This is a genomic window from Blattabacterium cuenoti, from assembly GCF_014251635.1.
In the GTDB taxonomy this organism is placed as follows: Bacteria; Bacteroidota; Bacteroidia; order Flavobacteriales; family Blattabacteriaceae; genus Blattabacterium; species Blattabacterium cuenoti_S.
In genome coordinates, this window is sequence record NZ_CP059194.1 from 540,971 (window position 1) to 564,418 (window position 23,448).

General features: G+C 24.5%; 20 protein-coding genes and 2 tRNA genes. 11 read left to right on the top strand and 11 right to left on the bottom strand.

Annotated elements, in window-relative coordinates; genetic code table 11:
- Positions 1 to 8 precede the first annotated feature (8 nt).
- Positions 9 to 2,150, top strand: a complete 2,142-nt coding sequence (locus H0H64_RS02650; protein ID WP_185857250.1) for a polyribonucleotide nucleotidyltransferase — start codon at positions 9 to 11, stop codon at positions 2,148 to 2,150.
- Between the two features lie 13 nt (positions 2,151 to 2,163).
- Positions 2,164 to 3,027 carry a sigma-70 family RNA polymerase sigma factor gene (locus H0H64_RS02655; protein WP_185857617.1) on the top strand — a complete coding sequence of 288 codons (864 nt, stop codon included), beginning with the start codon at positions 2,164 to 2,166 and terminating at the stop codon, positions 3,025 to 3,027.
- A gap of 13 nt (positions 3,028 to 3,040) precedes the next feature.
- Here H0H64_RS02655 and H0H64_RS02660 read toward each other — a convergent pair.
- From H0H64_RS02660 to H0H64_RS02670, 3 genes are all read right to left on the bottom strand, one after another.
- Positions 3,041 to 3,114, bottom strand: a tRNA-Arg gene (locus H0H64_RS02660).
- Positions 3,115 to 3,140: 26 nt separating this feature from the next.
- On the bottom strand, positions 3,141 to 3,899 hold the full coding sequence (tpiA, locus tag H0H64_RS02665) for a triose-phosphate isomerase (RefSeq protein ID WP_185857251.1): 759 nt from the start codon (positions 3,897 to 3,899) through the stop codon (positions 3,141 to 3,143).
- 50 nt (positions 3,900 to 3,949) lie between these two features.
- Positions 3,950 to 4,456, bottom strand: coding sequence for a nucleotide modification associated domain-containing protein (locus H0H64_RS02670; RefSeq protein WP_185857252.1), 507 nt, complete (start codon positions 4,454 to 4,456; stop codon positions 3,950 to 3,952).
- Positions 4,457 to 4,497: 41 nt separating this feature from the next.
- Here H0H64_RS02670 and folP point away from each other — a divergent pair, with 41 nt between their 5' ends.
- The 5 genes from folP (at position 4,498) to H0H64_RS02695 (ending at position 9,802) form a co-directional block, all read left to right on the top strand.
- On the top strand, positions 4,498 to 5,331 hold the full coding sequence (folP, locus tag H0H64_RS02675; protein ID WP_185857253.1) for a dihydropteroate synthase: 834 nt from the start codon (positions 4,498 to 4,500) through the stop codon (positions 5,329 to 5,331).
- 22 nt (positions 5,332 to 5,353) lie between these two features.
- On the top strand, positions 5,354 to 6,145 hold the full coding sequence (locus H0H64_RS02680; protein ID WP_185857254.1) for a diadenylate cyclase: 792 nt from the start codon (positions 5,354 to 5,356) through the stop codon (positions 6,143 to 6,145).
- A 36-nt stretch (positions 6,146 to 6,181) separates the two neighbouring features.
- On the top strand, positions 6,182 to 7,480 hold the full coding sequence (locus H0H64_RS02685) for a UDP-N-acetylmuramoyl-tripeptide--D-alanyl-D-alanine ligase (protein WP_185857255.1): 1,299 nt from the start codon (positions 6,182 to 6,184) through the stop codon (positions 7,478 to 7,480).
- 75 nt (positions 7,481 to 7,555) lie between these two features.
- Positions 7,556 to 8,548: a pyruvate dehydrogenase (acetyl-transferring) E1 component subunit alpha gene (pdhA, locus tag H0H64_RS02690; protein ID WP_185857256.1), complete on the top strand. Its 993-nt coding sequence runs from the start codon at positions 7,556 to 7,558 to the stop codon at positions 8,546 to 8,548.
- A 57-nt stretch (positions 8,549 to 8,605) separates the two neighbouring features.
- Positions 8,606 to 9,802, top strand: a complete 1,197-nt coding sequence (locus tag H0H64_RS02695; protein WP_185857257.1) for a dihydrolipoamide acetyltransferase family protein — start codon at positions 8,606 to 8,608, stop codon at positions 9,800 to 9,802.
- Here the strand turns inward: H0H64_RS02695 and H0H64_RS02700 are convergent.
- On the bottom strand, positions 9,794 to 10,516 hold the full coding sequence (locus tag H0H64_RS02700) for a DUF475 domain-containing protein (protein ID WP_185857258.1): 723 nt from the start codon (positions 10,514 to 10,516) through the stop codon (positions 9,794 to 9,796). The genes H0H64_RS02695 and H0H64_RS02700 overlap by 9 nt on opposite strands.
- A gap of 2 nt (positions 10,517 to 10,518) precedes the next feature.
- Positions 10,519 to 12,219, bottom strand: coding sequence for an ABC transporter ATP-binding protein (locus tag H0H64_RS02705; protein WP_238785005.1), 1,701 nt, complete (start codon positions 12,217 to 12,219; stop codon positions 10,519 to 10,521).
- Here H0H64_RS02705 and H0H64_RS03110 point away from each other — a divergent pair.
- From H0H64_RS03110 to H0H64_RS02715, 3 genes are all read left to right on the top strand, one after another.
- Positions 12,146 to 12,301 carry a hypothetical protein gene (locus H0H64_RS03110; protein ID WP_238785006.1) on the top strand — a complete coding sequence of 52 codons (156 nt, stop codon included), beginning with the start codon at positions 12,146 to 12,148 and terminating at the stop codon, positions 12,299 to 12,301. The genes H0H64_RS02705 and H0H64_RS03110 overlap by 74 nt on opposite strands.
- Before the next feature lie 165 nt (positions 12,302 to 12,466).
- The gene (gene secD, locus H0H64_RS02710; RefSeq protein ID WP_185857260.1) at positions 12,467 to 15,211 is read left to right on the top strand and encodes a protein translocase subunit SecD; all 2,745 of its coding nucleotides are present in this window, start codon (positions 12,467 to 12,469) and stop codon (positions 15,209 to 15,211) included.
- A complete protein-coding gene (locus tag H0H64_RS02715) occupies positions 15,208 to 15,477 on the top strand; it encodes a Sec-independent protein translocase subunit TatA/TatB (RefSeq protein WP_185857261.1) in 270 nt (89 codons plus the stop codon). Before secD ends, H0H64_RS02715 begins: the two co-directional genes overlap by 4 nt.
- Here H0H64_RS02715 and H0H64_RS02720 read toward each other — a convergent pair.
- The 3 genes from H0H64_RS02720 to H0H64_RS02730 are packed head-to-tail and all read right to left on the bottom strand — an operon-like array spanning position 15,474 to position 19,351.
- The gene (locus tag H0H64_RS02720) at positions 15,474 to 17,606 is read right to left on the bottom strand and encodes a SurA N-terminal domain-containing protein (RefSeq protein ID WP_185857262.1); all 2,133 of its coding nucleotides are present in this window, start codon (positions 17,604 to 17,606) and stop codon (positions 15,474 to 15,476) included. The two genes, H0H64_RS02715 and H0H64_RS02720, sit on opposite strands and share 4 nt — an antisense overlap.
- A gap of 1 nt (position 17,607) precedes the next feature.
- Positions 17,608 to 18,879: a hemolysin family protein gene (locus H0H64_RS02725; RefSeq protein ID WP_185857618.1), complete on the bottom strand. Its 1,272-nt coding sequence runs from the start codon at positions 18,877 to 18,879 to the stop codon at positions 17,608 to 17,610.
- Position 18,880: 1 nt separating this feature from the next.
- Complete coding sequence (locus H0H64_RS02730) at positions 18,881 to 19,351, bottom strand: hypothetical protein (RefSeq protein ID WP_185857263.1); 471 nt, start codon at positions 19,349 to 19,351, stop codon at positions 18,881 to 18,883.
- 90 nt (positions 19,352 to 19,441) lie between these two features.
- On the opposite strand from H0H64_RS02730, the gene H0H64_RS02735 reads away from it, so the two are divergent.
- Positions 19,442 to 19,514: transfer RNA gene (locus H0H64_RS02735), tRNA-Phe, on the top strand.
- Positions 19,515 to 19,521: 7 nt separating this feature from the next.
- Here H0H64_RS02735 and H0H64_RS02740 read toward each other — a convergent pair.
- The 3 genes from H0H64_RS02740 to H0H64_RS02750 are packed head-to-tail and all read right to left on the bottom strand — an operon-like array spanning position 19,522 to position 23,412.
- Positions 19,522 to 20,031 carry an OmpH family outer membrane protein gene (locus H0H64_RS02740; protein ID WP_185857264.1) on the bottom strand — a complete coding sequence of 170 codons (510 nt, stop codon included), beginning with the start codon at positions 20,029 to 20,031 and terminating at the stop codon, positions 19,522 to 19,524.
- 28 nt (positions 20,032 to 20,059) lie between these two features.
- The gene (locus H0H64_RS02745) at positions 20,060 to 22,675 is read right to left on the bottom strand and encodes a BamA/OMP85 family outer membrane protein (RefSeq protein ID WP_185857265.1); all 2,616 of its coding nucleotides are present in this window, start codon (positions 22,673 to 22,675) and stop codon (positions 20,060 to 20,062) included.
- A 5-nt stretch (positions 22,676 to 22,680) separates the two neighbouring features.
- Entirely contained in the window at positions 22,681 to 23,412 is a 732-nt protein-coding gene (locus H0H64_RS02750) for an isoprenyl transferase (RefSeq protein ID WP_185857266.1), read from the bottom strand.
- Between the last annotated feature and the right edge of the window lie 36 nt (positions 23,413 to 23,448).

Below are 23,448 nucleotides of genomic sequence, written 5' to 3' on the forward strand. Positions count from 1 at the left end.
AAAAAAATATGCCAGATATAGTAAAAGAAACCATATCTATGAAAGATGGTCGTACTATCGTTATAGAAACAGGAAGATTAGCTAAACAAGCAGATGGAGCCGTTACAGTCCGTGCAAAAAATACGATGCTTTTGGCAACTGTGGTCGTATCCAAAGAAACAAGAAATGAAATCAATTTTTTGCCTTTAACAGTAGATTATAGAGAAAAATATTCTGCTGGAGGGAAGATTCCTGGAGGTTTTATTAAAAGAGAGGGAAGACCTTCTGACGAAGAAATTTTGACAATGAGATTAGTAGATCGCGTTTTAAGACCTACATTTCCGGATTCTTTTAAAAGAGAAATACAAGTTATGATTTCATTACTTTCATATGATAAAACTGTTTTACCAGATGGATTAGCAGGATTAGCTGCATCAACAGCTTTATCTGTAGCAGGAATTCCTTTTAATGGGCCTATATCAGAAATACGTATTATACGTTTAAATGGGAAATTCATTATTAATCCTCGTTTAGATCAGTTAAAAAATGCGGATATAGATTTGATAGTAGGAGCTTCAAATCGTTCTATTATTATGATAGAAGGAGAAATGAAGGAAATAAAAGAAAATGAATTTTTGGAAACTTTGATTATAGCTCATGAAGCTATAAAATTACAAATAGATGCTCAAATCCGTTTAGTTGATAAATTATCAAAGAATCGTTTTTTTTTCTTTGATGATCAAGAATCAATAAATACTTCAGAAGAAAATAAAAGATTAAAAAAAGAACTTTTTTTATTTTCACATGATAAAATTGAAAATATTTATCAAAATTTTGTAGATAAAAAAACTAGATCTATTCAAGAGAAAATTGTACTAAATGATTTTAAAAAAAATTTTTTAAAAGAAGAAGAACTAGAGAAAAAAGAAACTATTGTTGAACAATTTTTTGAAGAAATTATAAAAAATATAATTAGAAATTTAGTTTTAAAAAAAGGAGTACGATTAGATGGCCGAACTAGTAAACAAATACGCTCAATATCTAGTTTAGTTGATTATTTACCTGGAGTACATGGTTCTGCTTTATTTTCAAGAGGAGAGACTCAATCTTTAACTACAGTAACATTAGGATCATCTTTAGATGCTAATAGGATTGATAATGTTATTATAGAAAATCAGGAGAAATTCTATTTACATTACAATTTTCCACCTTTTTCAACAGGAGAAATACGTTCTATAAGAGGGGTTTCTAGACGTGAAGTTGGTCATGGAAATTTAGCTCAACGGGCATTAAAAAATATTATCCCTAATAATCCATATACAATTCGTGTTGTTTCCGATATCCTAGAATCTAATGGTTCATCTTCTATGGCTACAGTTTGTGCCGCCAGTTTAGCATTAATGGATGCAGGGATTCCTATAGAAAATCCTGTTTCCGGAATTGCTATGGGAGTATTTATGGAAAATGAAAATAAAGTTATTATATCAGATATAATAGGAGAGGAAGATCATTTTGGAGATTTAGATTTCAAAATAACAGGAACTAAGTATGGAATTACAGCTTGTCAAATGGATGTGAAAACAATGCAAGGAGTAACATTCGATCTCATTAATCAAATTTTAATGCAAGCTTTAGAAGGACGTATTTTTATTTTAAAAAAAATGTTAGAAATTTTACCTGAATATCGAAAAAAAATAAAACCGAATGCTCCAAAAATATATACTTTTAATATACCCAAAGATTTTATAGGTTCGGTTATAGGTCCAGGTGGAAAAGTTATTCAAGAAATACAATCATGTACAAATACAAACATACTAATTGAAGAAAAGGGGGATTTAGGTTGCATTGAAATTATTGGAAAAGATGATGAAAAAATAGAGAAAGCCATCAATAGAATTAAAGAAATAGCTTTTGTTCCTGAATTAGGAAAAGTTTATAAAGCAAAAGTAAAATCTATAAAAGATTTTGGTGCTTTTGTTGAAATATCTAAAGGAGTTGAAGGGTTGCTGCATATTTCGGAAATAGGATGGAAAAGATTAAAAAATATAGAAGAAGAATTCCATATAGGAGATATTATTGACGTTAAATTTATGGGAATGGATGAAAGAAATAAGAAAATGAAACTCTCTAGAAAAATACTTTTACCCCGTCCTGGAAAAAAAAATGAATAAAAAGAAAAAAAATATGAGACAACTTAAAATTACTAAACAAGTAACAAATCGTGAATCTGAATCGTTAGATAAATATCTTCACGAAATAGGAAAAATTCCATTATTAACTCCAGAAGAAGAAGTAGAATATGCTCGTAGAGCAAGAGAAGGGGACGATACTGCTATAGATAAGCTCGTAAATGCCAATTTACGTTTTGTTGTTTCTGTTGCAAAACAGTATCAAAATCAAGGTTTAAGTTTATGTGATTTAATTAATGAAGGAAATTTAGGTTTAATAAAAGGAATATTACGTTTTGATGAAACAAGAGGTTTTAAATGCATATCATACGTTGTTTGGTGGATTAGACAAGCTATTTTACAAGCTATCGCTGAACAATCACGTTCTATTAGACAGCCTACAAATAAATTAGCTTTATTAAACAAAATACTGAAAACTCTCGCTCAACTAGAACAAGAATTGCAAAGAACCCCTTCTGCAAGAGAAATAGCAGAATATTTAGATATGAATGAGAAAGATGTTGAAGAATCTATAAAAAACTCAGGAAGACATGTTTCAATGGATGCTCCATTAATAGAAGGAGAAGATTCTAATTTATATGACTTAGTTCGATCTGATGAATCTCCTCGTCCAGACGAACATTTAGAAAAAGAATCTTTACGTAAAGATATAAGAAGAATTTTAGAAACTTTAAGTGAGAGAGAACGGAGGGTTATCATTTTACATTTTGGATTAAATGGATCTCCACCTATGACTTTAGAAGAAGTGGGGCAATCTTGCGATTTAACAAGAGAACGTGTAAGACAAATTGAAAGTATAGCTTTAAAAAGACTAAAACACTCTTCTAGAAGCAAAATATTAAAACCTTATTTAGGTTAGTTAGAACTAAACGCGACCTCGAAGGGACTCGAACCCATAACCTTCTGATCCGTAGTCAGATGCTCTATCCAATTAAGCTACGAGGCCCATGATACATGATACAAATATACTAACTAAGATTGAACTATTTTCAAAAATTTTTCAAGTTTCATAGACGACTTCCCGACAAGTCCCCCATCTATATCCTTTTGAGAAAAAAAATTTTTTGCATTAAAATCATTAACACTTCCTCCATATAAAATAGATATTTTATTAGAAATATTTTCTCCATATTTATTAAAAAATAAAGAACGAATAAATTCATGCATTGTCTGAGCTTGTTCAAATGTAGCGTTTGTTCCTGTTCCAATTGCCCATACTGGTTCATAAGCTATATAAAAAGATTTTATTTCATCCGATGAACAATGAAAAACAGTTTCTTTTAATTGATTTTTAACAACTTCAAATTGTTTATTGTTCGATCTTTCTAAAAATGATTCTCCTACGCAAAAAATAATATTAAAACTATATTTCAATGCTATTTTTATTTTTTCTAGTAAAACATTATTTTTTTCGAAAAAAAATTCTCTACGTTCACTATGTCCTAGTATAACTTTTTGAACTCCTATAGATTTTAACATAGAAGCAGATACTTCTCCTGTATAGGATCCTTTATCTTTTTGATAAATATTTTGAGCCGCAATATTTAAAGTTGTTCCTTGCAAAATTTGATTTGAAATATGTAAAAAAGGAAAAGAAGGTGCTATAATAATTTCTTTATTATGATTTATTTTTCTCTCAAAAACAATTTTTAAAAAATTTCTAATAAAAGAAGTTGTTTCATGAAAGTCATAATTCATTTTCCAATTTGCAATAACTGTCTTTTTTCTCATTTTTATATAAATATTTTTAAATATAAATAAAAATTGTAATTTTTTTTAGATTACAGATTTTTTCTTAATAAGAAAATGATTTCGACTAACATTTTAAAACAAAATTTTTCTAATTCTTTGAATAAAATTTGTTTTCTATTTTTTTTTAAAAAAAATATTTTTTTCAAAATAAGATTTATAGAAAACTTATTTGAAGTTTTGTCCACATATATATAATTTTTTATTTTTTTTATTTTTTCGTTATATATCAAAATCACATCATTATGTGATATTTTATGAAAATTTGATGTAAAAAAAACATCCAATTTGATTAAAATAATTATTAAATAATTTATGATATCTATATACGTATCTGTTATTTTTTCTTCTTTAATTTTTTGAAATCCTTTTAATTGAATATTCTTAATCCGAATTATTTTAATTAAAACTTGATCTATTATGGAATAATTATGAAAAAATTTCCATGATAACCCATAATCTTCTAATTTTTTTAAAAAAAGTTTCCTACATTTTTGAATAATAAAAATAAAATCAAGATCAAGAGAAGAATGATTCATATCATTTAATTTTATAACAAATTACAATAAATAGTTTTTCAATGATAATTAATTGTGCGGGCACTTTATTGCATTTAAAAGAACCAAAAATAATGGGAATAGTTAATTTAACTCCTGATTCCTTTTATAATAGTGGAAAGTTATGTTCCGAATATAGTATATTACAACATGTTGGTGCATTATTAAATGAAGGTTCTGATTTTATAGATATTGGAGCTTGTTCCACACGACCAGGATCTAAATCAGTAACGGAAAAAGAAGAAATAAAAAGAGTTATCAAACCTATTCGTGGCATCATAAAAAATTTTCCAAATGTTAAAATTTCTATAGATACCTTTCGTAGTGAAGTTGCTAGAATAGCGGTGGAAGAAGGCGCTATAATGATAAATGATATATCAGGAGGAAAATTAGATAAAAATATGTTTCCTTTGTTAGGAAAATTAAAAATTCCATATATATTAAATCATATGAAAGGGATTCCAGAAAATATGCAGAAATATCCATATTATCATGAAAATATAATAATAGAAATCAATAATTTTTTTTCGAAAAAAATTTACTGTTTAAAAAAATATGGAATTCAAGATATCATTTTAGATCCTGGATTTGGATTTGGAAAAACAATAGAACATAATTTTCAATTATTAAAACACCTATCTTTATTAGGATTTCAAGATTATCCGATTCTAGTTGGCGTTTCTAGAAAGTCTATGATCAAATTCATTTTAAAAACTTCTTATGAAAAATCATTAAATGCAACTTCCATTATTCATACTATAGCTCTTTTAAATGGAGCAAAATTTTTACGTGTACATGATGTAAAAGAAGCTGTAGAATGCATTAAATTAGTACAATATTATAGAAAAATTTTATAATTCACTAATACTTGTATTATTTTTGCGTGAAGCTTTTTTTTCATTATTACATTTATTGAAAATTTCTTTCATTGATATTTTAGATATTTTTCTGGTAACCATTATTCTATTTCAAGTATACAGATTGGTTTACAGGACTGCCGCTTTAAATATTTTTTACGGTATCATTGCGACTTTTATTTTTTGGAAAGTAGTAGAAATTTATAAAATGAAACTTCTCAGCATAGTTATAAGTGCTTTTTTTAAAGGAGGTTTTTTAGCTTTGATCATTGTATTCCAACCAGAAATTAGAAAGTTTCTTCTCATAGTAGGAAGCAAAATTTTTTTTAAAAAATTTATATTTTCTCTCTTTAAAAAATCAGGAGTTTCAATTAAAACGGAAACTATAGATAGCATAGTGAATGCTTGTGCTATTTTTTCTGGAGATAAAACAGGGGTTTTAATGGTTATTCAATTACATCAAGATTTAAAAGAATTTATTCAAAATGGAGATGAAATGGATGCTAAAGTCAATATTTCTATTTTAGAAAGCATTTTCTATAAAAATAGTCCATTACATGACGGAGCTGTAGTCATTGTCGAAAATAAAATAATAAAAACAAGAGCAATTCTTCCTGTTTCTTACAATAAAGAAATTCCATCTCGTCTTGGATTACGACATAGAGCTGCTATTGGATTATCTGAAAAAACGGATGCGATATGTCTTGTTATATCCGAAGAAACAGGTTACATATCTTATATAAAAGATCAAAAAAGAACTGTCATCACTAATATTAATAATTTAAAAATGAAACTTGAAAAAGATTTACTATAATTAAATTCTTGATTTAAAAAATACATTATATGATTTATGAATATTCAAAATATATATCAATTGTATTCTATTTCTTCTGGAATAGAAATAAATAGTAAAAAAGTTAAAAAAGGATCTATCTTTATAGCTTTAAGAGGAAAAAATTTTGATGGGAATCAATTTGCATATGAAGCGATTTCAAATGGAGCAATGTTAGCTATAGTTGATGATAAAAAATATGCTTTTTGCGGAAAAATTATTTTCGTGTACAATACATTATATTTTTTGCATGAATTAGCTATGTACCATAGATATAGATTGTATCACGTCCCTATTATAGCAATAACTGGAAGTAATGGAAAAACCACTACAAAAGAACTGACTAAAGTTATTCTTGCTAAAAAATATAAAAAAGTTCATTCCACCATAAATAATTTCAATAATCATATAGGAATTCCGTTAACTATACTTTCTATGCCTAGAGATACACAAATATCTGTAATGGAAATCGGAGCAAATCATGAAAAAGAAATAGAGAAAATGTGTCGGATTATAAATCCAGATTATGGATATATTACAAATTTTGGAAGAGCTCATTTAGAAGGATTTAAAAGTATAGAAGGAATTATACGCAGCAAATTAGAATTATATGATTTTTTAAAGAAAAATAAGAAAGTAATATTTATCAATGGAGATGATTCTATTCAATTATATAATAGTATAGGAACGAATAGATATATCTTTTCAGGAACAAAAAAAAAAAAAACAGATGTAAATATTGAATATTCATGGGGAAACAACATCAAAAAGTCGGCTTTATACATTAAAAATATAAAAATTATTTCTCCTTTAATAGGAAATTACAATTTATATAATATCGCTTCTGCTATAACTATTGGGACATACTTCAAAGTTCCTTTAAAAAAAATGAAAGAAGCGGTAGAAGAATACATTCCTAATAATTATCGTTCTCAAATTTTAATGAAAAATAATATAAAAATTATTATAGATTGTTATAATGCAAATCCGACTAGTATGATCGAAGCTCTTGCCTTTTTTAACAATATACAAGGGCACAAAACCATAATATTAGGAGATATGTTGGAATTAGGGCCATTTTCTAAGAATGAACATGAAAAAATTATTTCCTTTATAAAAAAAAGCAACATTAACATTGCTTTCTTAATTGGAAACATTTTTTTTAATACAAAAAAAACGTCCTATAAAATAAAAAATTTTATAAACAAAAAAAATTTTGTTGAATGGATTCAGAAATCTTCTATTCAAGAAACAGATTATATTCTTATTAAAGGTTCTAGAAAAATGGAACTAGAAAGCCTTATTTGTTTAATTTAAATTTTTGTATATTTAATCTTATAAGATTAAATTTGTATACTATACGATGATTATTTCATAAAATTTTTCTTTATAATGAAGGAAATTACCACAAAAACCTATATCAAGTGGTTTAAAGATATGTCTTTTTGGAGAAAATTTGAAGACAAATGTCGTTCCCTATACTTAAAACAAAAAATTAGAGGATTTTTACATTTGTATAATGGACAAGAAGCGATCCCTGCTGGATTAACTCATGCAATGGACTTGTCTAAAGATAAAATTATAACCGCTTACAGATGTCATATTTTACCTATTTCTATGGGGGTTGATCCAAAAAAAGTAATGGCGGAACTTTTAGGAAAAAAAACAGGAACTTCTCATGGAATGGGAGGTTCTATGCATATTTTTAGTAGAAAACATCGTTTTTATGGTGGGCATGGAATTGTAGGCGGACAAATTCCGTTAGGAGCTGGAATTGCTTTTGCTGATAAATATTTTAATAGAAAAGCTGTAACCCTGACTATTATGGGAGACGGAGCAGTAAGACAAGGATCTTTACATGAAACATTCAATATGTCTATGTTATGGAAACTTCCTGTTGTTTTCATATGTGAAAACAATAAATATGCAATGGGGACTTCTGTAAAAAGAAGTAGTAATATAGAAGAAATTTATAAAATAGGAAAGTCATATGGGATTCCTTCTTATCCTGTAGATGGAATGGATCCAAAAAAAGTATCACAAGTCGCTTATACTGCTATAGAAAGAGCTAGAAAAGGAGAAGGCGCTACTTTTTTAGATGTTAAAACATATAGATATAGAGGGCATTCCATGTCTGATTCTGAGTTGTATCGTAGTAAAGAGGAAGTTCATTTATACAAGAAAAAAGATCCAATTTTAAAATTAAAAAATATTATCATTCAGAATGAATGGGAAACCATAGAAAATTTAAATGAAATAGAAAATGAAGTTAAAAAAAAGGTAGAATCTTGTGTCGAATTTGCAGAAAAATCAGATTTTCCTTCTTTAGAAAAAATGTATAATGTAGTTTATCATGAAACAAATTATCCTTTTCTAGATAAATAAATCTAGATAAAGTTTTTCCTTCGTATTCATAAACAAACATATATAAAAATAAAAATAATGGCAGAAATAATATACATGCCCCAATTAAGTGATACAATGAAAGAGGGGACTGTAATCAAATGGAATAAAAAAATAGGAGATAAAGTTTCAGAAGGTGAGATTTTAGCTGAAATAGAGACGGATAAAGCAACTCAAGATTTTGAGATAGATGTTAGTGGTGTTTTACTCTTTATTGGAGTAAAAGAAGGAGAAACTACGCGTGTAAATGATGTATTAGCAATTATAGGGAAAAAAGAGGAAGACATAAGTCACATAATTTCAAAATTCCAATATAAATATAAAAAAAAAGAACAAGATAATCAGGAGTTTAGGTTAGAAAAAAATCAAGAAATAAAAAACGAAAAAAGAAATAAAAAAATATTTATTTCTCCTGTGGCAAAAAAAATGGCTAAAGAAATAGGTATTCCTATAGATGATATAAAGGGAAGTGGAGAATATGGAAGAATCATTAAAAGAGATATAGAATCTTACGAAAAAATTGACCTTAATCTAAAGAAAAAGGAAAAAGAAAGTGAAAATACTGTTATTCATTCTTCCATAAGAAAAAAAATAGCAAAACATTTAATTTATTCTAAATTTTCAGCTCCACATTATTATTTATTTAGTGAAATAAATACAGATAAATTAATTGAATTTAGGAAAAATTTAAATAATAAACTTTCTTCAGAAGAAAAAATATCATTTAATGATATTATTATAAAAGCTGTAGCTCAATCCTTGAAAAAACATCCTGACATGAATGTTTCATGGGACGACGAAAAAGTTATAATACATTCACATATTCATATTGGAGTAGCAGTAGCTATAAAAGAGGGATTGATTGTTCCGGTTATTAAAAATGTAGATCAAAAATCATTATTACAAATTTCAAAAGAGATTAGAGATAAAGTATTACGTTCAAAATCAAAAAAAATACAACCAGAAGAAATAGAAAATAGTACATTCACAGTTTCAAATTTAGGGATGTATGGAATAGAATCTTTTACTTCCATTATCAACATACCTAATACATCTATATTATCTGTAGGATCTATTATGATGCGTCCAGTTGTAAAAAATTATAAAATTGAAATAGGAAATGTTATGAAAATTACATTATCTTGTGATCATAGAATTATAGATGGAGCTAAAGGAAGTGAATACATTCATTCTCTTAGAAATTTTTTAGAAGATCCTATTACTATATTATTTTAATTTTTTATTTATTCTTTTTTTAATACATGATAAAAAAATAGGAAATATAAATATAGAAAAAGTTAATAATGAAAATATTTTTTCAGAAAAAAAAAATAAAAATAAATTAGGAACATATTTTTTTGAAAAAAAAACAAGTTTAAATCCAAGAATAATAATTACAATAAAGGCTGAATGTTTTAATTCTGTAAATTTTTCCATCAATTTAACAAAAAACTGTGCAATCAATCTCATTGAGAATATCCCTATACATACACCTAAAAAAATTAATATCAAGTTTTCTGATAAAGCAACAGAAGCGAAAATATTATCAATGGAAAAAGCTAAATCCATTATTTCTATAATGAAAATAACTTTCCAAAAAGAATATTGTGTTTTTTCATTTTTGAAATCCTTTGATAAGGAATTTTTTTTAAAAAAAAAATGATTTAATCCTACAAAAATTAAGTAAATCCCTCCTAATGGTTTTAACCACCATATTTTTATTAACATGGAAATAAATAATAAACATATTCCTCTAAAAAAATAAGCACCAATAATTCCATATTTTATGGCTTTCTTTCTGTCTTTTTTTTTAAGATTGAGAGTCATAGATGCTAATATCGCTGCATTATCTATAGATAAAATGCTTTCTATTAAAAATAAATTTACTATAATAGAAATAGATAAAACAGGATGATGAATAATTTCTGTAATACTTTTTTCAATATTCATCTTTAAAAATTTTGTAGAGACATTAACTTACTATAAGTTCCTTTTTTTGAAATTAGAGTATTATGTTTTCCTTGTTCTATAATTTTTCCTTTTTCTAAGACAATAATATGATCTGCATTTTGTATAATGGAAGAAGATAATTTATGCGCTATTACAAGAGATGTTCTATTTTTCATCATTTTATTTAAGGCTTTTTGAACTGTAATTTCAGATTCTGTATCTAAAGAGGAAGTCGCTTCATCTAAAATCATAATTTTAGGATTTTTAAATACAGCTCGAGCTATGCTAATTCTTTGTTTTTGACCTAAAGATAATTTATTTCCGTTATACCCTATGATAGTATCATATCCTTTAGGAAGTTTTTTTATAAAACAATGTGCATTAGCAATTTTAGCTGCTTGTATCACAGAATTTATAGATATTTTTTTTTCTGTTCCTAACGCTATATTGTTAAAAACAGAATCATTAAAAAGAACCGGTTCTTGAGTTACAATTCCTAATAATTTTCTATAATCTTTAATTTTTAAATATTTAATGTTAGTCCCATCTACAGTAATTTCTCCAGATGTTACATCATAAAAATTAGCCAATAAATTAGCAATAGTCGATTTTCCACTACCAGATCTACCTACTAATACTACGGTTTTTCCTTTTTTTAAGGAAAAACTTAAATCTTGAATCAAGATTAATTTATTGTAAGTAAATGATACATTACGAAATAATATTTCATTTTCAAAATTAAAAATAGATTTATATATAATTTTTTCATTTGATACACATCTAGTATTCAATATCTCTACTATACGTTCTGCAGCTGCTTTTCCTTTTTGAATATTGGATATAGAATTAACTAAACTTTTTGCTGGATTAATAATTTGAAAAAAAAGTCCTATAAAAGGGAAAAGTATCTCTGGCGCCATTCCTTTTTTTTCTAAAAAAAGTTTTCCTCCATACCAAATAATTAAAATCATTGTAATTGAACCCAAAAATTCACTCATAGGAGAAGCTAATTCTTTTTTTCTATTAACCCGATCAGAAAGTATTTTCTGGTATTCAGATACTTGTTCAAAGCGTTTTTGCATTTGATTTTCAGCATGGAAAATATTTATAATTTTAATAGAATTTAAAGTTTCTTCTATAACAGAAAATAATTTTCCTAATTGGTTTTGAGCTCCTCTTGCATCTTTTTTTAAGCTATTTCCTATAATAGATAAAAAAATTGCCATTAAAGGAAACAATAAAAAAGCAAATAACGTTAATTGATAACTCATAAAAAATAAGGTTAGTAAATGAAAAGCGACCATAATAGGAGAACTAATCAAATTAGCTAAAGAACCAACAATAGATACCTCTATTTCATTAACATCATTAGATAATCTAGACATTAAATCTCCACTTCTCTTATTTGAAAAAAAAATTATGGGTAAAGAAAGTATTTTTTTATGAAAATCGTTTCGAATATTTCGAACGATAGAAGTTTTTATTCCTATTAAAAAATATTCCGCCAAATATCGAAAAATATTTCGAATAAAAAAAAGTAGAATAATAAAAACGCAAAATATAGCTAAAGTGTTTATTTTTCCATATTTATATAACAGTATTTTTATATAATCATGAAAATATTTAATAATGAAATCGAAAAATACATTAAAAGAATTAAAAAATGTTGTTTTATTTTTGTATTCAGAAGATTCAAGTAAAATACTTAATACAGGAGAAATCGATATAATGGATATAACTGAAAATAAAGAATATAAAAAATTACATGATATATTAATGATATAATGATATTTATAGGGCTTTGAATAAGCTAAAATTTTTTTCAAGTGCATTCATTTAATTTTCTTAAATCCCAATATAATAAATATAGCTATAAAAATTTTTTAATCTGTTAATAAAATAATAATTTCATATATAATTTTTTTATGCTAAATGTAAATCGATGGTAATATGAATGTAAGAAACTTTTTTACAATTTTTGTAACCATAATACTGACTACAATTTGTTTATATTATATATTATCTATTATTGTAAATAATAAAAATAATACAAAAAATTTAAATCTAGGATTAGATTTAAAAGGAGGAATAAGTATGATTTTAGATATTTCTGAAAAAGATTTATTAAAAAAATTTTCTGAAAATTCTCAAAATTTTGTTTTTCTAAAAGCGTTAGAAAATGCAGATAAGAAAAAAAAAGAAAACCCAAATACAGATTATTTGTCATTTTTCATGAATTCCTTTAATCAAGAGATTAATAATAATAAATTAGATATCAATTTATCTTCTCCAAATTTATTTGGAAATAAATCAAATTTCGAAGAAATTGATCCTAATAGTTCTGATTCAGAAGTAAAAAAATTTTTAAGAAAAAAAATAGAATCATCTATAATTTCTATTCAGAATATTTTGAGATCCAGAATAGATAGATTCGGAATCATTCAACCCAATATTCAAAGAATCAAAAATTCTAATCGAATTTTAATAGAACTATCTGGAATAAAAAATATAAATAGAATCAAAAATATTTTAGAAAAAAAAGCGGAATTACATTTTTTTGAAACTTATAATATTCAAGAAATTATTTCGTATTTCAATGTAATCAATAAATTTTATGATAAAAAACATTCTAAAATAAAAAAACATTTTATAGATCTTTTGAATATTCCACTCATTAAATCTTCAAATGTAGTCGGATTAGTTCATATAAACTATCAAAAAATTATTTCTGATTTTCTAAATTCTTCGGAAGCTAGAAATTATTTACCATATGATTTACATGATGTAAAATTTTTATGGGGATATAAAAAATTAGATAATTTTTTTCAATTATTTGCTGTAAAAATCAATAATGAAAATACATATGATTCTTTAAATGGAGATATAGTGACTCATGCTTATAAATCTTTTGGTCCTTTAAATGAAATATCCATAAATATCAAAATGAATCAAGAAGGAACTAAAAAATGGAAAATATTTACAGAGAAAAATATAGGAAAAAGTATCGCAATAGTGCTTGATAATTTAGTGTATGCAGTTCCTGTAGTAAAATCAGTTATTCCAAATGGAATGTCTCAAATATATGGACATTTTTCAATACAAGAATCTAATGATTTAATAAATGTGTTAAATACAGGAGAATTACCTACTTCTGTAAAAATTGTTCAAACTGATATTATCGGTCCTTCTTTGGGTAAAGAATCTATTAGAAAAGGGATCATATCTTTTTTGATTTCCTTATTTTTTGTATTTACTTGGATGTTTTTTTATTATTCCATTCCAGGATTATATGCTAATATTATCCTCTTTTTTAATATAATATTTATTTTTGGAATTCTCATTTCTATGAATGCTGTATTGACCTTTCCTGGTATCGCGGGAATTATACTAACATTAGCAATGTCCATGGATGCTAATATTTTGATTTATGAAAAGATTAAAGAAAATATAAAAAAGAAAATTTATATATTAACATCTATTCATAATAGTTACACATTACATGGAGCTTTATCTTCTATTATAGATGGACAAATCACAACTTTATTATGTGGAATAATTTTATTTTATTTTGGTATAGGACCAATACGAGGATTCGCTACAACCTTAATTATTGGAATTATGATATCTATGTTTACTTCCATTTGTTTAGGAAGGTTGTTCTTAGAATGGCATTTAAAAAAATATAAAAAAATTTCTTTTAGAAAAAAGATATCAATTTTTATTTTGAATAAAATTAAAAATATGCAATATGATTTTTTGTCCAGAAGAAAATGGGTTTACATGATTTCTTGTATTCTTATAATTGTTAGTATACTATCTTTTTTTTTCAAAGGATTCAATATGGGTTTAGATTTCGTTGGGGGTCGTTCTTATGTAATTCTTTTTGATCGTAAAATGGTACCTGAAAAAATTTCAGAAATTTTGTCGAGAACATTTATAGAAAATGGAAAACCTTCTTTTCCTAGGGTACAAACATTCGGAGATAAAAATCAACTTAAAATAGTTACCAAATATAAAATTTGGGAAGAAAATAATCAAATAGACGAAATAATTTTAAGAAAGATGTTTTCAGCTTTAAAAAATTTTTTTCCTATAAATTTTGAGGACTTTAGAAATATCAAAAAAAATAAATCATTAGGTATTTTATCTATTGAAAAAGTAGGCCCTACAGTAGCTGTAGATATGACTCATAAAGCTTTTCTTTCTATTATGATTTCTTTAATAGGGATTTTTATATACATTTTTATAAGATTTAAAAAATGGGAATTTGGAATAGGTGCAATTATTTCTTTAATTCATGATTCAATTATTGTTCTTGGAATATTTTCATTTTTTCACGAAAAATTTCCTATTCTGGAAATAGATCAAACTTTTATAGCCGCTTTATTAACGATAGTAGGTTATTCAATTAATGATACCGTAATAGTTTATGATAAAATTAGACAAATTTCAAAAAAAACATCATTTATAATGAAAGAAACTATAAATAAAGGGATATCTAGTACTCTGAGTAGAACTATAAATACTTCTTTTCTCACTTTATTAGTAATTTTAATTATTTTCTTATTTGGAGGAAAAGTACTTCATAGTTTTATGTTAGCTTTATTTATTGGAATTAGTGTGGGAACTTATTCCTCTATATTTATAGCTCCATCTATAGTATATGATTTTTGTAAAAAAAATGTAAAAAAATGAAAAATTTTTTATTTATTAGTATAGAAGAAAGTTTCTTTATCATTTTTATAGCTATACTTGTTTTTGGTCCTAAAAAAATACCAGAGATAGCTCGTGGATTAGGAGAAGGAATACGGTACTTAAAAAACGCCAAAACAAAAATTAAAAATGAAATTATTAAAAATAATATTGATCAATCTATAAAAGAAGAAATTTATAATCATAAAGATGAAAATAAAAAAGTAAAAAAATATACACCTCCTTATTCTATAAAACGAAATAATTAGATATTATTTTTTCTATAATCTTTGATATTAGATTTTTCAATTAACACATTTCCTATTTTTTCTAAAATATTTTTTCTTAAGTCAGCATTTAAAGATTCTATTTCAGAAGAGAGATAGGAAAGCTTTTTAGATGTATTAAAACGTTTTAATGTTCTTATAAAAAAAATCCCCCTTTCTCCTAATATTGGTTTAGAGGTCTTATATAATTTTGATGAAAAAGCATATCCTATTACTTTAGGTTCTTTGTAATTTTTTATCATAGATTGATAAAAATTGATTTTACAAGATTTATTTATTTTTTTTCTAAAAAAATAAGCTATTTCTTCCAAACTTATATGTTTGTTTTTCATTATATTATATAAATAATGACTTATTTTTTTATTTAAAAGGAAAGGAGATATATTATTTTTTATTTCTTCAATAGGATATCCTTTTTTTTGAATTTTAGATAAAAAAACCATAATATAATCTTTATTATAAGCGGAAAAAATTTTTACATCTCCTTCTTTTCTATTTTTTTCATAAGACCAATTTATAATTTCTTGATCCAATTCAGTATTCAAGTCCTGAATGTTCCATTGATGATTTTTTATTTCTTTTAAAAAGATTGTTTCATATTTCTTTTTTCTTGCATTATTAATAAATGTATTCAAATTTGAATTTTTATTTTCTTTCATAAATTTAATAATCTTTTGGTAAAGAATATCTTCCGTTTTTTTTGATGGAGTTAGTGTTTTAATTATTATGGCAAATTGATAAGCAGGTTTGATATCTTTTATATCGTCTATTCTGATAATATGATATCCAAATTTAGTTTCCGTTAAACCTATTGTCCCTTTTTTATTTTTTAAAGAAAAAAAATCAAATGATTCCTTACCTTTAAATGCTTCATTTTGCTCTTCATATTTGATCCATCCTAAATTTCCTTTATTTTTTTTTGTATTGACAATATCATCAGATTTTTCCCATACTAAAGAATTAAATCTATCAGGATTTTTGATTACAATATCATATATTGTTTTCGCTATTTCTTCAGCTTTTTTCTTAGTCCTATTATTATAAAAACGTACAGCTTCCTTATGAGAAATCAATATATGACTAGATAAAACAGAATTATATACCATTTTTTTTCCAGTAAGTTTAGCCATGATATAAATATTGTCATCTTTAAAAGGCCCAAACATACTCCCTACTTGATTTTTTTTTTCCACAAAATGTTTCAAAAAAAGAGGTAAATTATTTTTCAAATAAAAATTTGAATCAAAAGGTTTTTCAGACTGATTTGTAACGATTATAGAATTATGATTGGAAGATTTAAATTTATTAAATAATTTTTTTATTTTCAAATCCATATTTTTTTCGTCATCTAATGATGGATGAGAACGAAAAATTATAAAACTGAGATTTCTTAAATTTTCTTTTTTATAAAGAAATTTATTTTTTTTAATAAAATCGTAAATATCATGACTTTGTATTTTATAATATTTTTTTTCTATGTCTGAATAAGGAATGAATACATAATCAATTATGGAAAATTGATTTTTATCTCTATAATTTAATAGAGCTTCTATAAAAGAAGTATTTAATCCATACATCAACATTTCTATATATTTTTTTGCAACAATTCTTTTTGGAATACTATTCTTTTCATACAACCAAATATTTTTTTCTGCTTCTATTTGAGGCGTTAAACTAGAAGGTAATTTTTCCAAGTTTTTTAAATAAAATTGAAATTTATTCATGTCCATTTTTCCTTTTTCATTTTGAAAATCAATAATTTTGCTATATATTGATTGCTTTTCTATTGCTTTCCAAAAATCTTTTTTTGTACTTGTAATACCTAATTTTTTAGCTTGCTGATTCATCACTTTTTCATGAACTAATAGTTTCCAAGCCTCATTTTTCAAATGCTCATCAACTTCATCTTCACGAAATTGTTTCAAAAATTGAAAATAATCAAGATATTCTTTTAAAAAAATGTTATCTCTATTTACTTTTCCAATAACAGTGGAATTTTCAGTAAAAAATTTCAGCAGAATATTAGGATCTAATATAAAAAATAGCAAAGATATGCTTATAAAAAAGAAAACTAACCATGTATTTTTTCTTATTTTCTCTAAAAAACTCATTTTAAACTTTTTTTTTCAGAAAAATTTCTTCTATTTTATTTTTAGATACTTTTTTAATTTCTATATAAAAATTTTTATTGATAACAATTTTATCTCCATATTTTGGAATGTCTCCTGTATAAGTAACGATCAATCCTCCTAAAGTTTCATATTTATCAGATTGAGGAAGATCTAAATTATATTTAGCATTGATAAAATCAATTTCTAAACGTGCAGAAAATAAAAATTCATAATCATTTAATTTATTATCTAGTAATAAATTTTCATCATGTTCATCTTTTATATCTCCAATAAACTCTTCTAAAATATCTTCCATAGTTATCATTCCTGCAGTCCCCCCATATTCATCTAATACTATAGCAATACTTCTTTTTTTTTTAATTAAAAGATCCATGATTTCTCTAATAGGAGTTGTTATATAAACTGATTCTACTGATCGAATTATAGATTCGATATTTTTTGGTTTTTTAAATAACTCTAAATAATGAATATAACCAATAATGTTATCTATATTATTTTTATAAATCACTATTTTAGATAAGCCACTTTCAGTAAATATATTTCTGATATTATTTATAGAAGAAAATATTAGATTAGAAGAAACTATTTCTTTTCTGGGAACCATACATTCTCGTGCTTTTTTTTCAGAAAAATCCAGTGCTTTATGAAAAATTTCAATTTCAGATTCCAAAAATTCTTTTCCTTTTATATTTTTTTCTATGTTTTCTGATAAAAAATAAACTAAATCTTCTTTATCAAAAATTTTCTTTTTATCATTTTCTTTTTCTCCTAAAATTTTCAAAAAAACATTAGAAATACAAATAATGGAGTTTGTAATAGGAGAAAATATTTTATATATTACATATACAGGGACAATGAATAAACTTAACAATTCATTTGAATACACACTGAATATTATTTTTGGAATAAATTCTCCAATAATTAAAATGATAGTCGCAGAAAAAATTGATTCTAAAAAAATCATCCATAAAGAATTATCCAAAAATTCTTTTGGAAAAATAGACAAAAACAATTTTCCCATATAAATCCCATATATAACTAAAGATATGGTATTTCCAATTACCATTGTAGTGATAAATTTTTTGGAATTGTTTATACTTTTTGAAAGAAGTTTAGAATGAAAAGAACCTTTTTTATTTTCTTTTTCTATTTCTATTTGAAATAAACTGGAAGAAATCAATGCCATTTCCATACCAGAAAAAAAAGCAGATACTAGTATAGTAATAAAAACTATACTAATATGAAAAATTATATTATTTAATAGGTAAAGTTCCACTAATGTTTTTTAATCTAATTTCTTTTAAATCTTCAGTAGCTTCTATTCCATTTTTAGCATATAGTCTGATTCCATCTAAATTAGATATGATTGTTGTATATTTCTTATTAAATATTTTTTTATTTTTTATATCCCAAAAAATCTCATCAGTTTTCAATAAATATCCTTTAGGACTCATAATTTTTATATTTCCTTTAATATGATAGAATATTTTATCAATTGATTTTACCCAATCAGCCCTAATATAAGTATATTTATTAGTATTTTGATCATAAATGAATAAATTTAAACCATATGGAAACAAAGTATAAAAAGTATATTCTTTAATAATAGGAGAATAAATAACAAATTTTAAGAATCCTTTTTCTTTATAAAAAAGACTTGTTTTAATAAAAATATTTTTAGGTATTTGTTTTCTATCTTTTCTTATTAAAGCATCTCTGTTCATACAAGAAAATAGAAAAAATAAAAATAATAAAAAGATATGATAACAAAATTTATTACTAATTATTTTATTGTACTTTTGTTTTTATGTTTTGGTATCTTAGCTCAGTAGGTAGAGCAAAGGACTGAAAATCCTTGTGTCCCCGGTTCGATTCCGGGAGATACCATTTATTTTTATTTTATACCTAACTCTCTTTTAACTGCTTCAGTAATATCCTCTCCTTTATTTACTAAAACTCCTTTTCCAGGACTACAATCATCAACTCTTATAATATTTTTATCTTTATCTATTACTTTATGGATAGCGTTTTCTATTTTTTTATATATAGGATTTAATAATTTATTTTGTTTTTTAGTTAAATCGTCTGAAGCTGTTTTTTGATAGGCATGGGCTCTTGACTGTAAAATTTCTAATTCTTTTTTAAGAATTGGATTTTTATTTTTTTGAAATTTTTCTGCTTTTTTATGAAATTCTTTTGCTAATTTATCTAAAATATTTTCATGGATTTTACTAATTCTATCCAATTCTTTTTGCGCAGTAGAAAATTCTGGCATTTTCTCTATCAAAGCCGTACTATTAAGACAAACTATTTTATTATGACATTCCTTATGATCCTTAGAATACGAATGATATCCGAATAAAAATAGAAATAATAAAAAATAAAGAATTATATTTTTTTTCATATTATTTTGTGTTTTTATTTGTATTGTATTACAAATCTTTTCCTATTATAAAATGTGTTTTCCATTTTGATTGATTAAAACCACGAATTATATCCTTATCTATAGGATATCCAAAATCTAACCCTAAAAAACCTATTGGAGGCCAAAATAAACGAAATCCAAATCCAAAAGATTTATTTATAACTAATGGATTAAATTCTTGATAAGAATTGCTAATATTTCCTCCTTCCATAAAACAAATTGTCCAAATCTTAATATTTGATAAATTTTTAATCAAATAACGTATTTCCAAAATAAGTTTATTATAAATAGTCCCTCCATTATTTATAATTTTATCTTTATAAGAATACCCCCTTAATGGAATAAAATCTTTATCATATAATTTTGATCCTAATAAATTATTATGTACTCCACCCATATAAAATTTTTGGAACGGAAATAATTCTTTTGAATTGTGATATTGCCCTAAATAACCTAATTCTCCTCCTGTTTTCAATATCATATTCTTTATAATTTTATGATACCAAAATAAAATTATTTTTAATTTAAAATACTCCATCCATTCCTTCTCTTTATTATTCTTAAAAATTACGGAATATGGAATAGTAAATGTACTGTTAAGCTGGATTTTTGATCCTTGAAATGGAAAAATAATATCGGGTTCTATTGAAAATCTTTGAAATGAAATTAAGTAACTCAGATTGTTGAATTGGCGTTTTTGATATAAATTAGAAGAAATTTCCTTTTGATAAATAAATTTTTCGTAATCTATAGATGTAAAAATCTTAGAATAAGGATCTAAAAAAGTTAAAGACTTATTTAAGTCAATAGAAACCCCTATTTTTTCTAAAAATTGATGTTGTTTTTCTTCATGCGATATTTCAGTATTTTTATATACTTGAGATAAAAAATCTAAATCCTCTTCGTTTTTAATTTTTTTTATTGAATATTGACTTTTTAAAGTAAGAGAAGTGGGATGGATTCTCTCTATCCAAGGTTCTGTAAAAGAAATACCATAAGATGTAAAATCTTTTCCTAACTGACTGTGAAGAACTAATTTTTGTCCGTCTCCTTGAGGAATGGGATTCCACAAGTTCCATTTAAAAATATTTTTAATAGAAAAATTTCCAAAATTTAATTTAAAATTTCCGATAACTTTTCTAAAATTTTTTCCTCCAAAACCTCCATGAAGTTGAAACTCATTAGTATTTTTTTCTACAACATGCCATTCTATATCAACCCATTCATCTTTTTTGTTTGGTTTAATTATATGATATACTTTATCAAAAAGATTTAAATTCTCTAAATGTAACAAACTATATTTAATGTTATGAATAGAAAAAAGATCTCCAGGATAAGTTTTTAATTCTCTTCTAATTACATGATCTTTAGTTATTAAATTTCCTAATATAAAAACTTTATTTATGTAGACAGGTTGATTTTCTAATATTTTAATTTCTAAATCTATTTCATTATCTAGAATCCTTTTTTCCATAAAAGTAATATTAGAAAATAAATAACCTAAATTTAAATAGGCATATAAAATACTATCAGCATAAGAAGGATTTAAAATATTTTTTCTAATCCCAATTGGATTATATATGTCTCCTTTTTTATAAAAGAAAATTTTTTTCAAAAAATCTGTTTTAAACTTTTTATTTCCTAATATAGTAACGTTTCCTAAATAATATTTTTTTCCTTCTATGATTTTTATTCTTATTCCATAATTTCCTGTTTCTTTTTTCCATATAGAATCTAAAAATACTTGAATATCAATAAATCCCATAGACTTATATTTATTGATGATATTTTTTAAATCTTTTTTTATATTTTCTTGAATAAAAAGAGGTTTTTTGATTATAGAAATTATGGGAAATAAATTTTTTCTAGTTTGACTCATTAGGTCAAGCAATTCTTTATTTTGAATGACTTGATTCCCATGAAATAATATTTCTTCTATTTCAATTTTTTTTCCTTTATCCACATATAAACATAGTACATTTTTATCATTCTCTTTATTTATTTCACTTTTTATATTAATATCATGATACCCTTTTTTAACATAATATTCTTGTATATCATTTTTAACAGACTGAATCAAATCATAAGAAATTTTTTCTCCAATTTTTATTTTTTCTATATTGGGAAACTTATCTTTTTCAATTCCTTTTACTTTGATTTCATGAATTTCTTCTAAATCTTCTAATTCAAAAAATAAATCAATTTCATTTTGATATTTTTTCTTTTTGTAAATGGATATTTTTCTAAAAAGATTACTTTTCCACAATTTTCTTATAGCATTATCTGTTTTTACTCCATAAATATCAATAGGTTCTCCAATAGAAATACCTGATAATTCAGAAATAAAACGACTGTCATATTTAGTTTTCCCTATGATATGTATTTCTTTTACAAGGAAAAAAATATTTTTATTATAATGCTTTTTATTTTTAGTAATAGAAGAATTCTCATCGTTAACAGAAAACGAGTGCTCTTTTTTATAAGAATTCTCATCGTTAACAGAAAACGAGTGCTCTTTTTTATAAGAATTCTCATCGTTAACAGAAAACGAGTATACTTGTTGAAGTGTCAAAAAAAATAAATAAAAAATGCAGTTTATAATTACAAAAATATTTTTTTTCATGAAAATTATTCTATTTTTCCAAAACGACGTTTTCTTTTTTGATAATTTATTATAGCTTCAAAGAAATCTTTTTTACGAAAATCAGGCCATAAAACATTTGTGAAATATAACTCTGCATAAGCCGATTGCCAAAGCAGGAAATTGCTAATACGTTGTTCTCCACTTGTTCTAATAATTAAATCTACATCAGGCAAATTTTTAGTATACAAATGATTTTGAAAAAAAGAAAGATCTATATCTTTTACAGAAAACAAACCATTACAGACTTTTTCCGCAATATTTTTTGTTGCTCTTAAAATTTCTTCTCTAGCACTATAACTTAATGCTAAAATTAAAGTTCCAGATGTATTATGTTTTGTTTTTTTCATGAAGAAAAATAGTTCTTGTTGAATCATTTCAGAAAATCTTTCTACTTCTCCTATAGTAAGAATTTTCACATTTTTTTCATGAATTTCTTCTAAATGAATTTTTAAATTAGTATGAAATAAACGCATTAAACTATCTATTTCTTGTTTAGGCCTATTCCAATTTTCTGAAGAAAACACATATAAAGTTATATAAGGAATTCCTAATTCTTTACTTCCATTTATAGTATCTCTTACAGACTGTATTGATTTTTCATGTCCAAATGTTCTCAATTTTCCTCTTTTTTTTGCCCAACGACCATTTCCATCCATAATAATAGCTACATGATGAGGAATATTATTATAGTCTATTTTTTCTAGTAACTCTTTCATAAATTCATAAAAAACATAAACACATCTTTTACAAAG

Bases quoted from the DNA above. Each gene is read 5' to 3' on its own strand.
- secD (WP_185857260.1), top strand. From the start codon at position 12,467: ATGAATGTAAGAAACTTTTTTACAATTTTTGTAACCATAATACTGACT.
- H0H64_RS02750 (WP_185857266.1), bottom strand. From the start codon at position 23,412: ATGAAAGAGTTACTAGAAAAAATAGACTATAATAATATTCCTCATCAT.
- H0H64_RS02715 (WP_185857261.1), top strand. From the start codon at position 15,208: ATGAAAAATTTTTTATTTATTAGTATAGAAGAAAGTTTCTTTATCATT.
- H0H64_RS02670 (WP_185857252.1), bottom strand. From the start codon at position 4,456: ATGAATCATTCTTCTCTTGATCTTGATTTTATTTTTATTATTCAAAAA.
- H0H64_RS02720 (WP_185857262.1), bottom strand. From the start codon at position 17,606: ATGAGTTTTTTAGAGAAAATAAGAAAAAATACATGGTTAGTTTTCTTT.
- tpiA (WP_185857251.1), bottom strand. From the start codon at position 3,899: ATGAGAAAAAAGACAGTTATTGCAAATTGGAAAATGAATTATGACTTT.
- folP (WP_185857253.1), top strand. From the start codon at position 4,498: ATGATAATTAATTGTGCGGGCACTTTATTGCATTTAAAAGAACCAAAA.
- H0H64_RS02695 (WP_185857257.1), top strand. From the start codon at position 8,606: ATGGCAGAAATAATATACATGCCCCAATTAAGTGATACAATGAAAGAG.
- H0H64_RS02655 (WP_185857617.1), top strand. From the start codon at position 2,164: ATGAGACAACTTAAAATTACTAAACAAGTAACAAATCGTGAATCTGAA.
- H0H64_RS02745 (WP_185857265.1), bottom strand. From the start codon at position 22,675: ATGAAAAAAAATATTTTTGTAATTATAAACTGCATTTTTTATTTATTT.
- H0H64_RS02740 (WP_185857264.1), bottom strand. From the start codon at position 20,031: ATGAAAAAAAATATAATTCTTTATTTTTTATTATTTCTATTTTTATTC.
- H0H64_RS02700 (WP_185857258.1), bottom strand. From the start codon at position 10,516: ATGAATATTGAAAAAAGTATTACAGAAATTATTCATCATCCTGTTTTA.
- H0H64_RS02650 (WP_185857250.1), top strand. From the start codon at position 9: ATGCCAGATATAGTAAAAGAAACCATATCTATGAAAGATGGTCGTACT.
- H0H64_RS02685 (WP_185857255.1), top strand. From the start codon at position 6,182: ATGAATATTCAAAATATATATCAATTGTATTCTATTTCTTCTGGAATA.
- H0H64_RS02730 (WP_185857263.1), bottom strand. From the start codon at position 19,351: ATGAACAGAGATGCTTTAATAAGAAAAGATAGAAAACAAATACCTAAA.
- pdhA (WP_185857256.1), top strand. From the start codon at position 7,556: ATGAAGGAAATTACCACAAAAACCTATATCAAGTGGTTTAAAGATATG.
- H0H64_RS03110 (WP_238785006.1), top strand. From the start codon at position 12,146: ATGAAATCGAAAAATACATTAAAAGAATTAAAAAATGTTGTTTTATTT.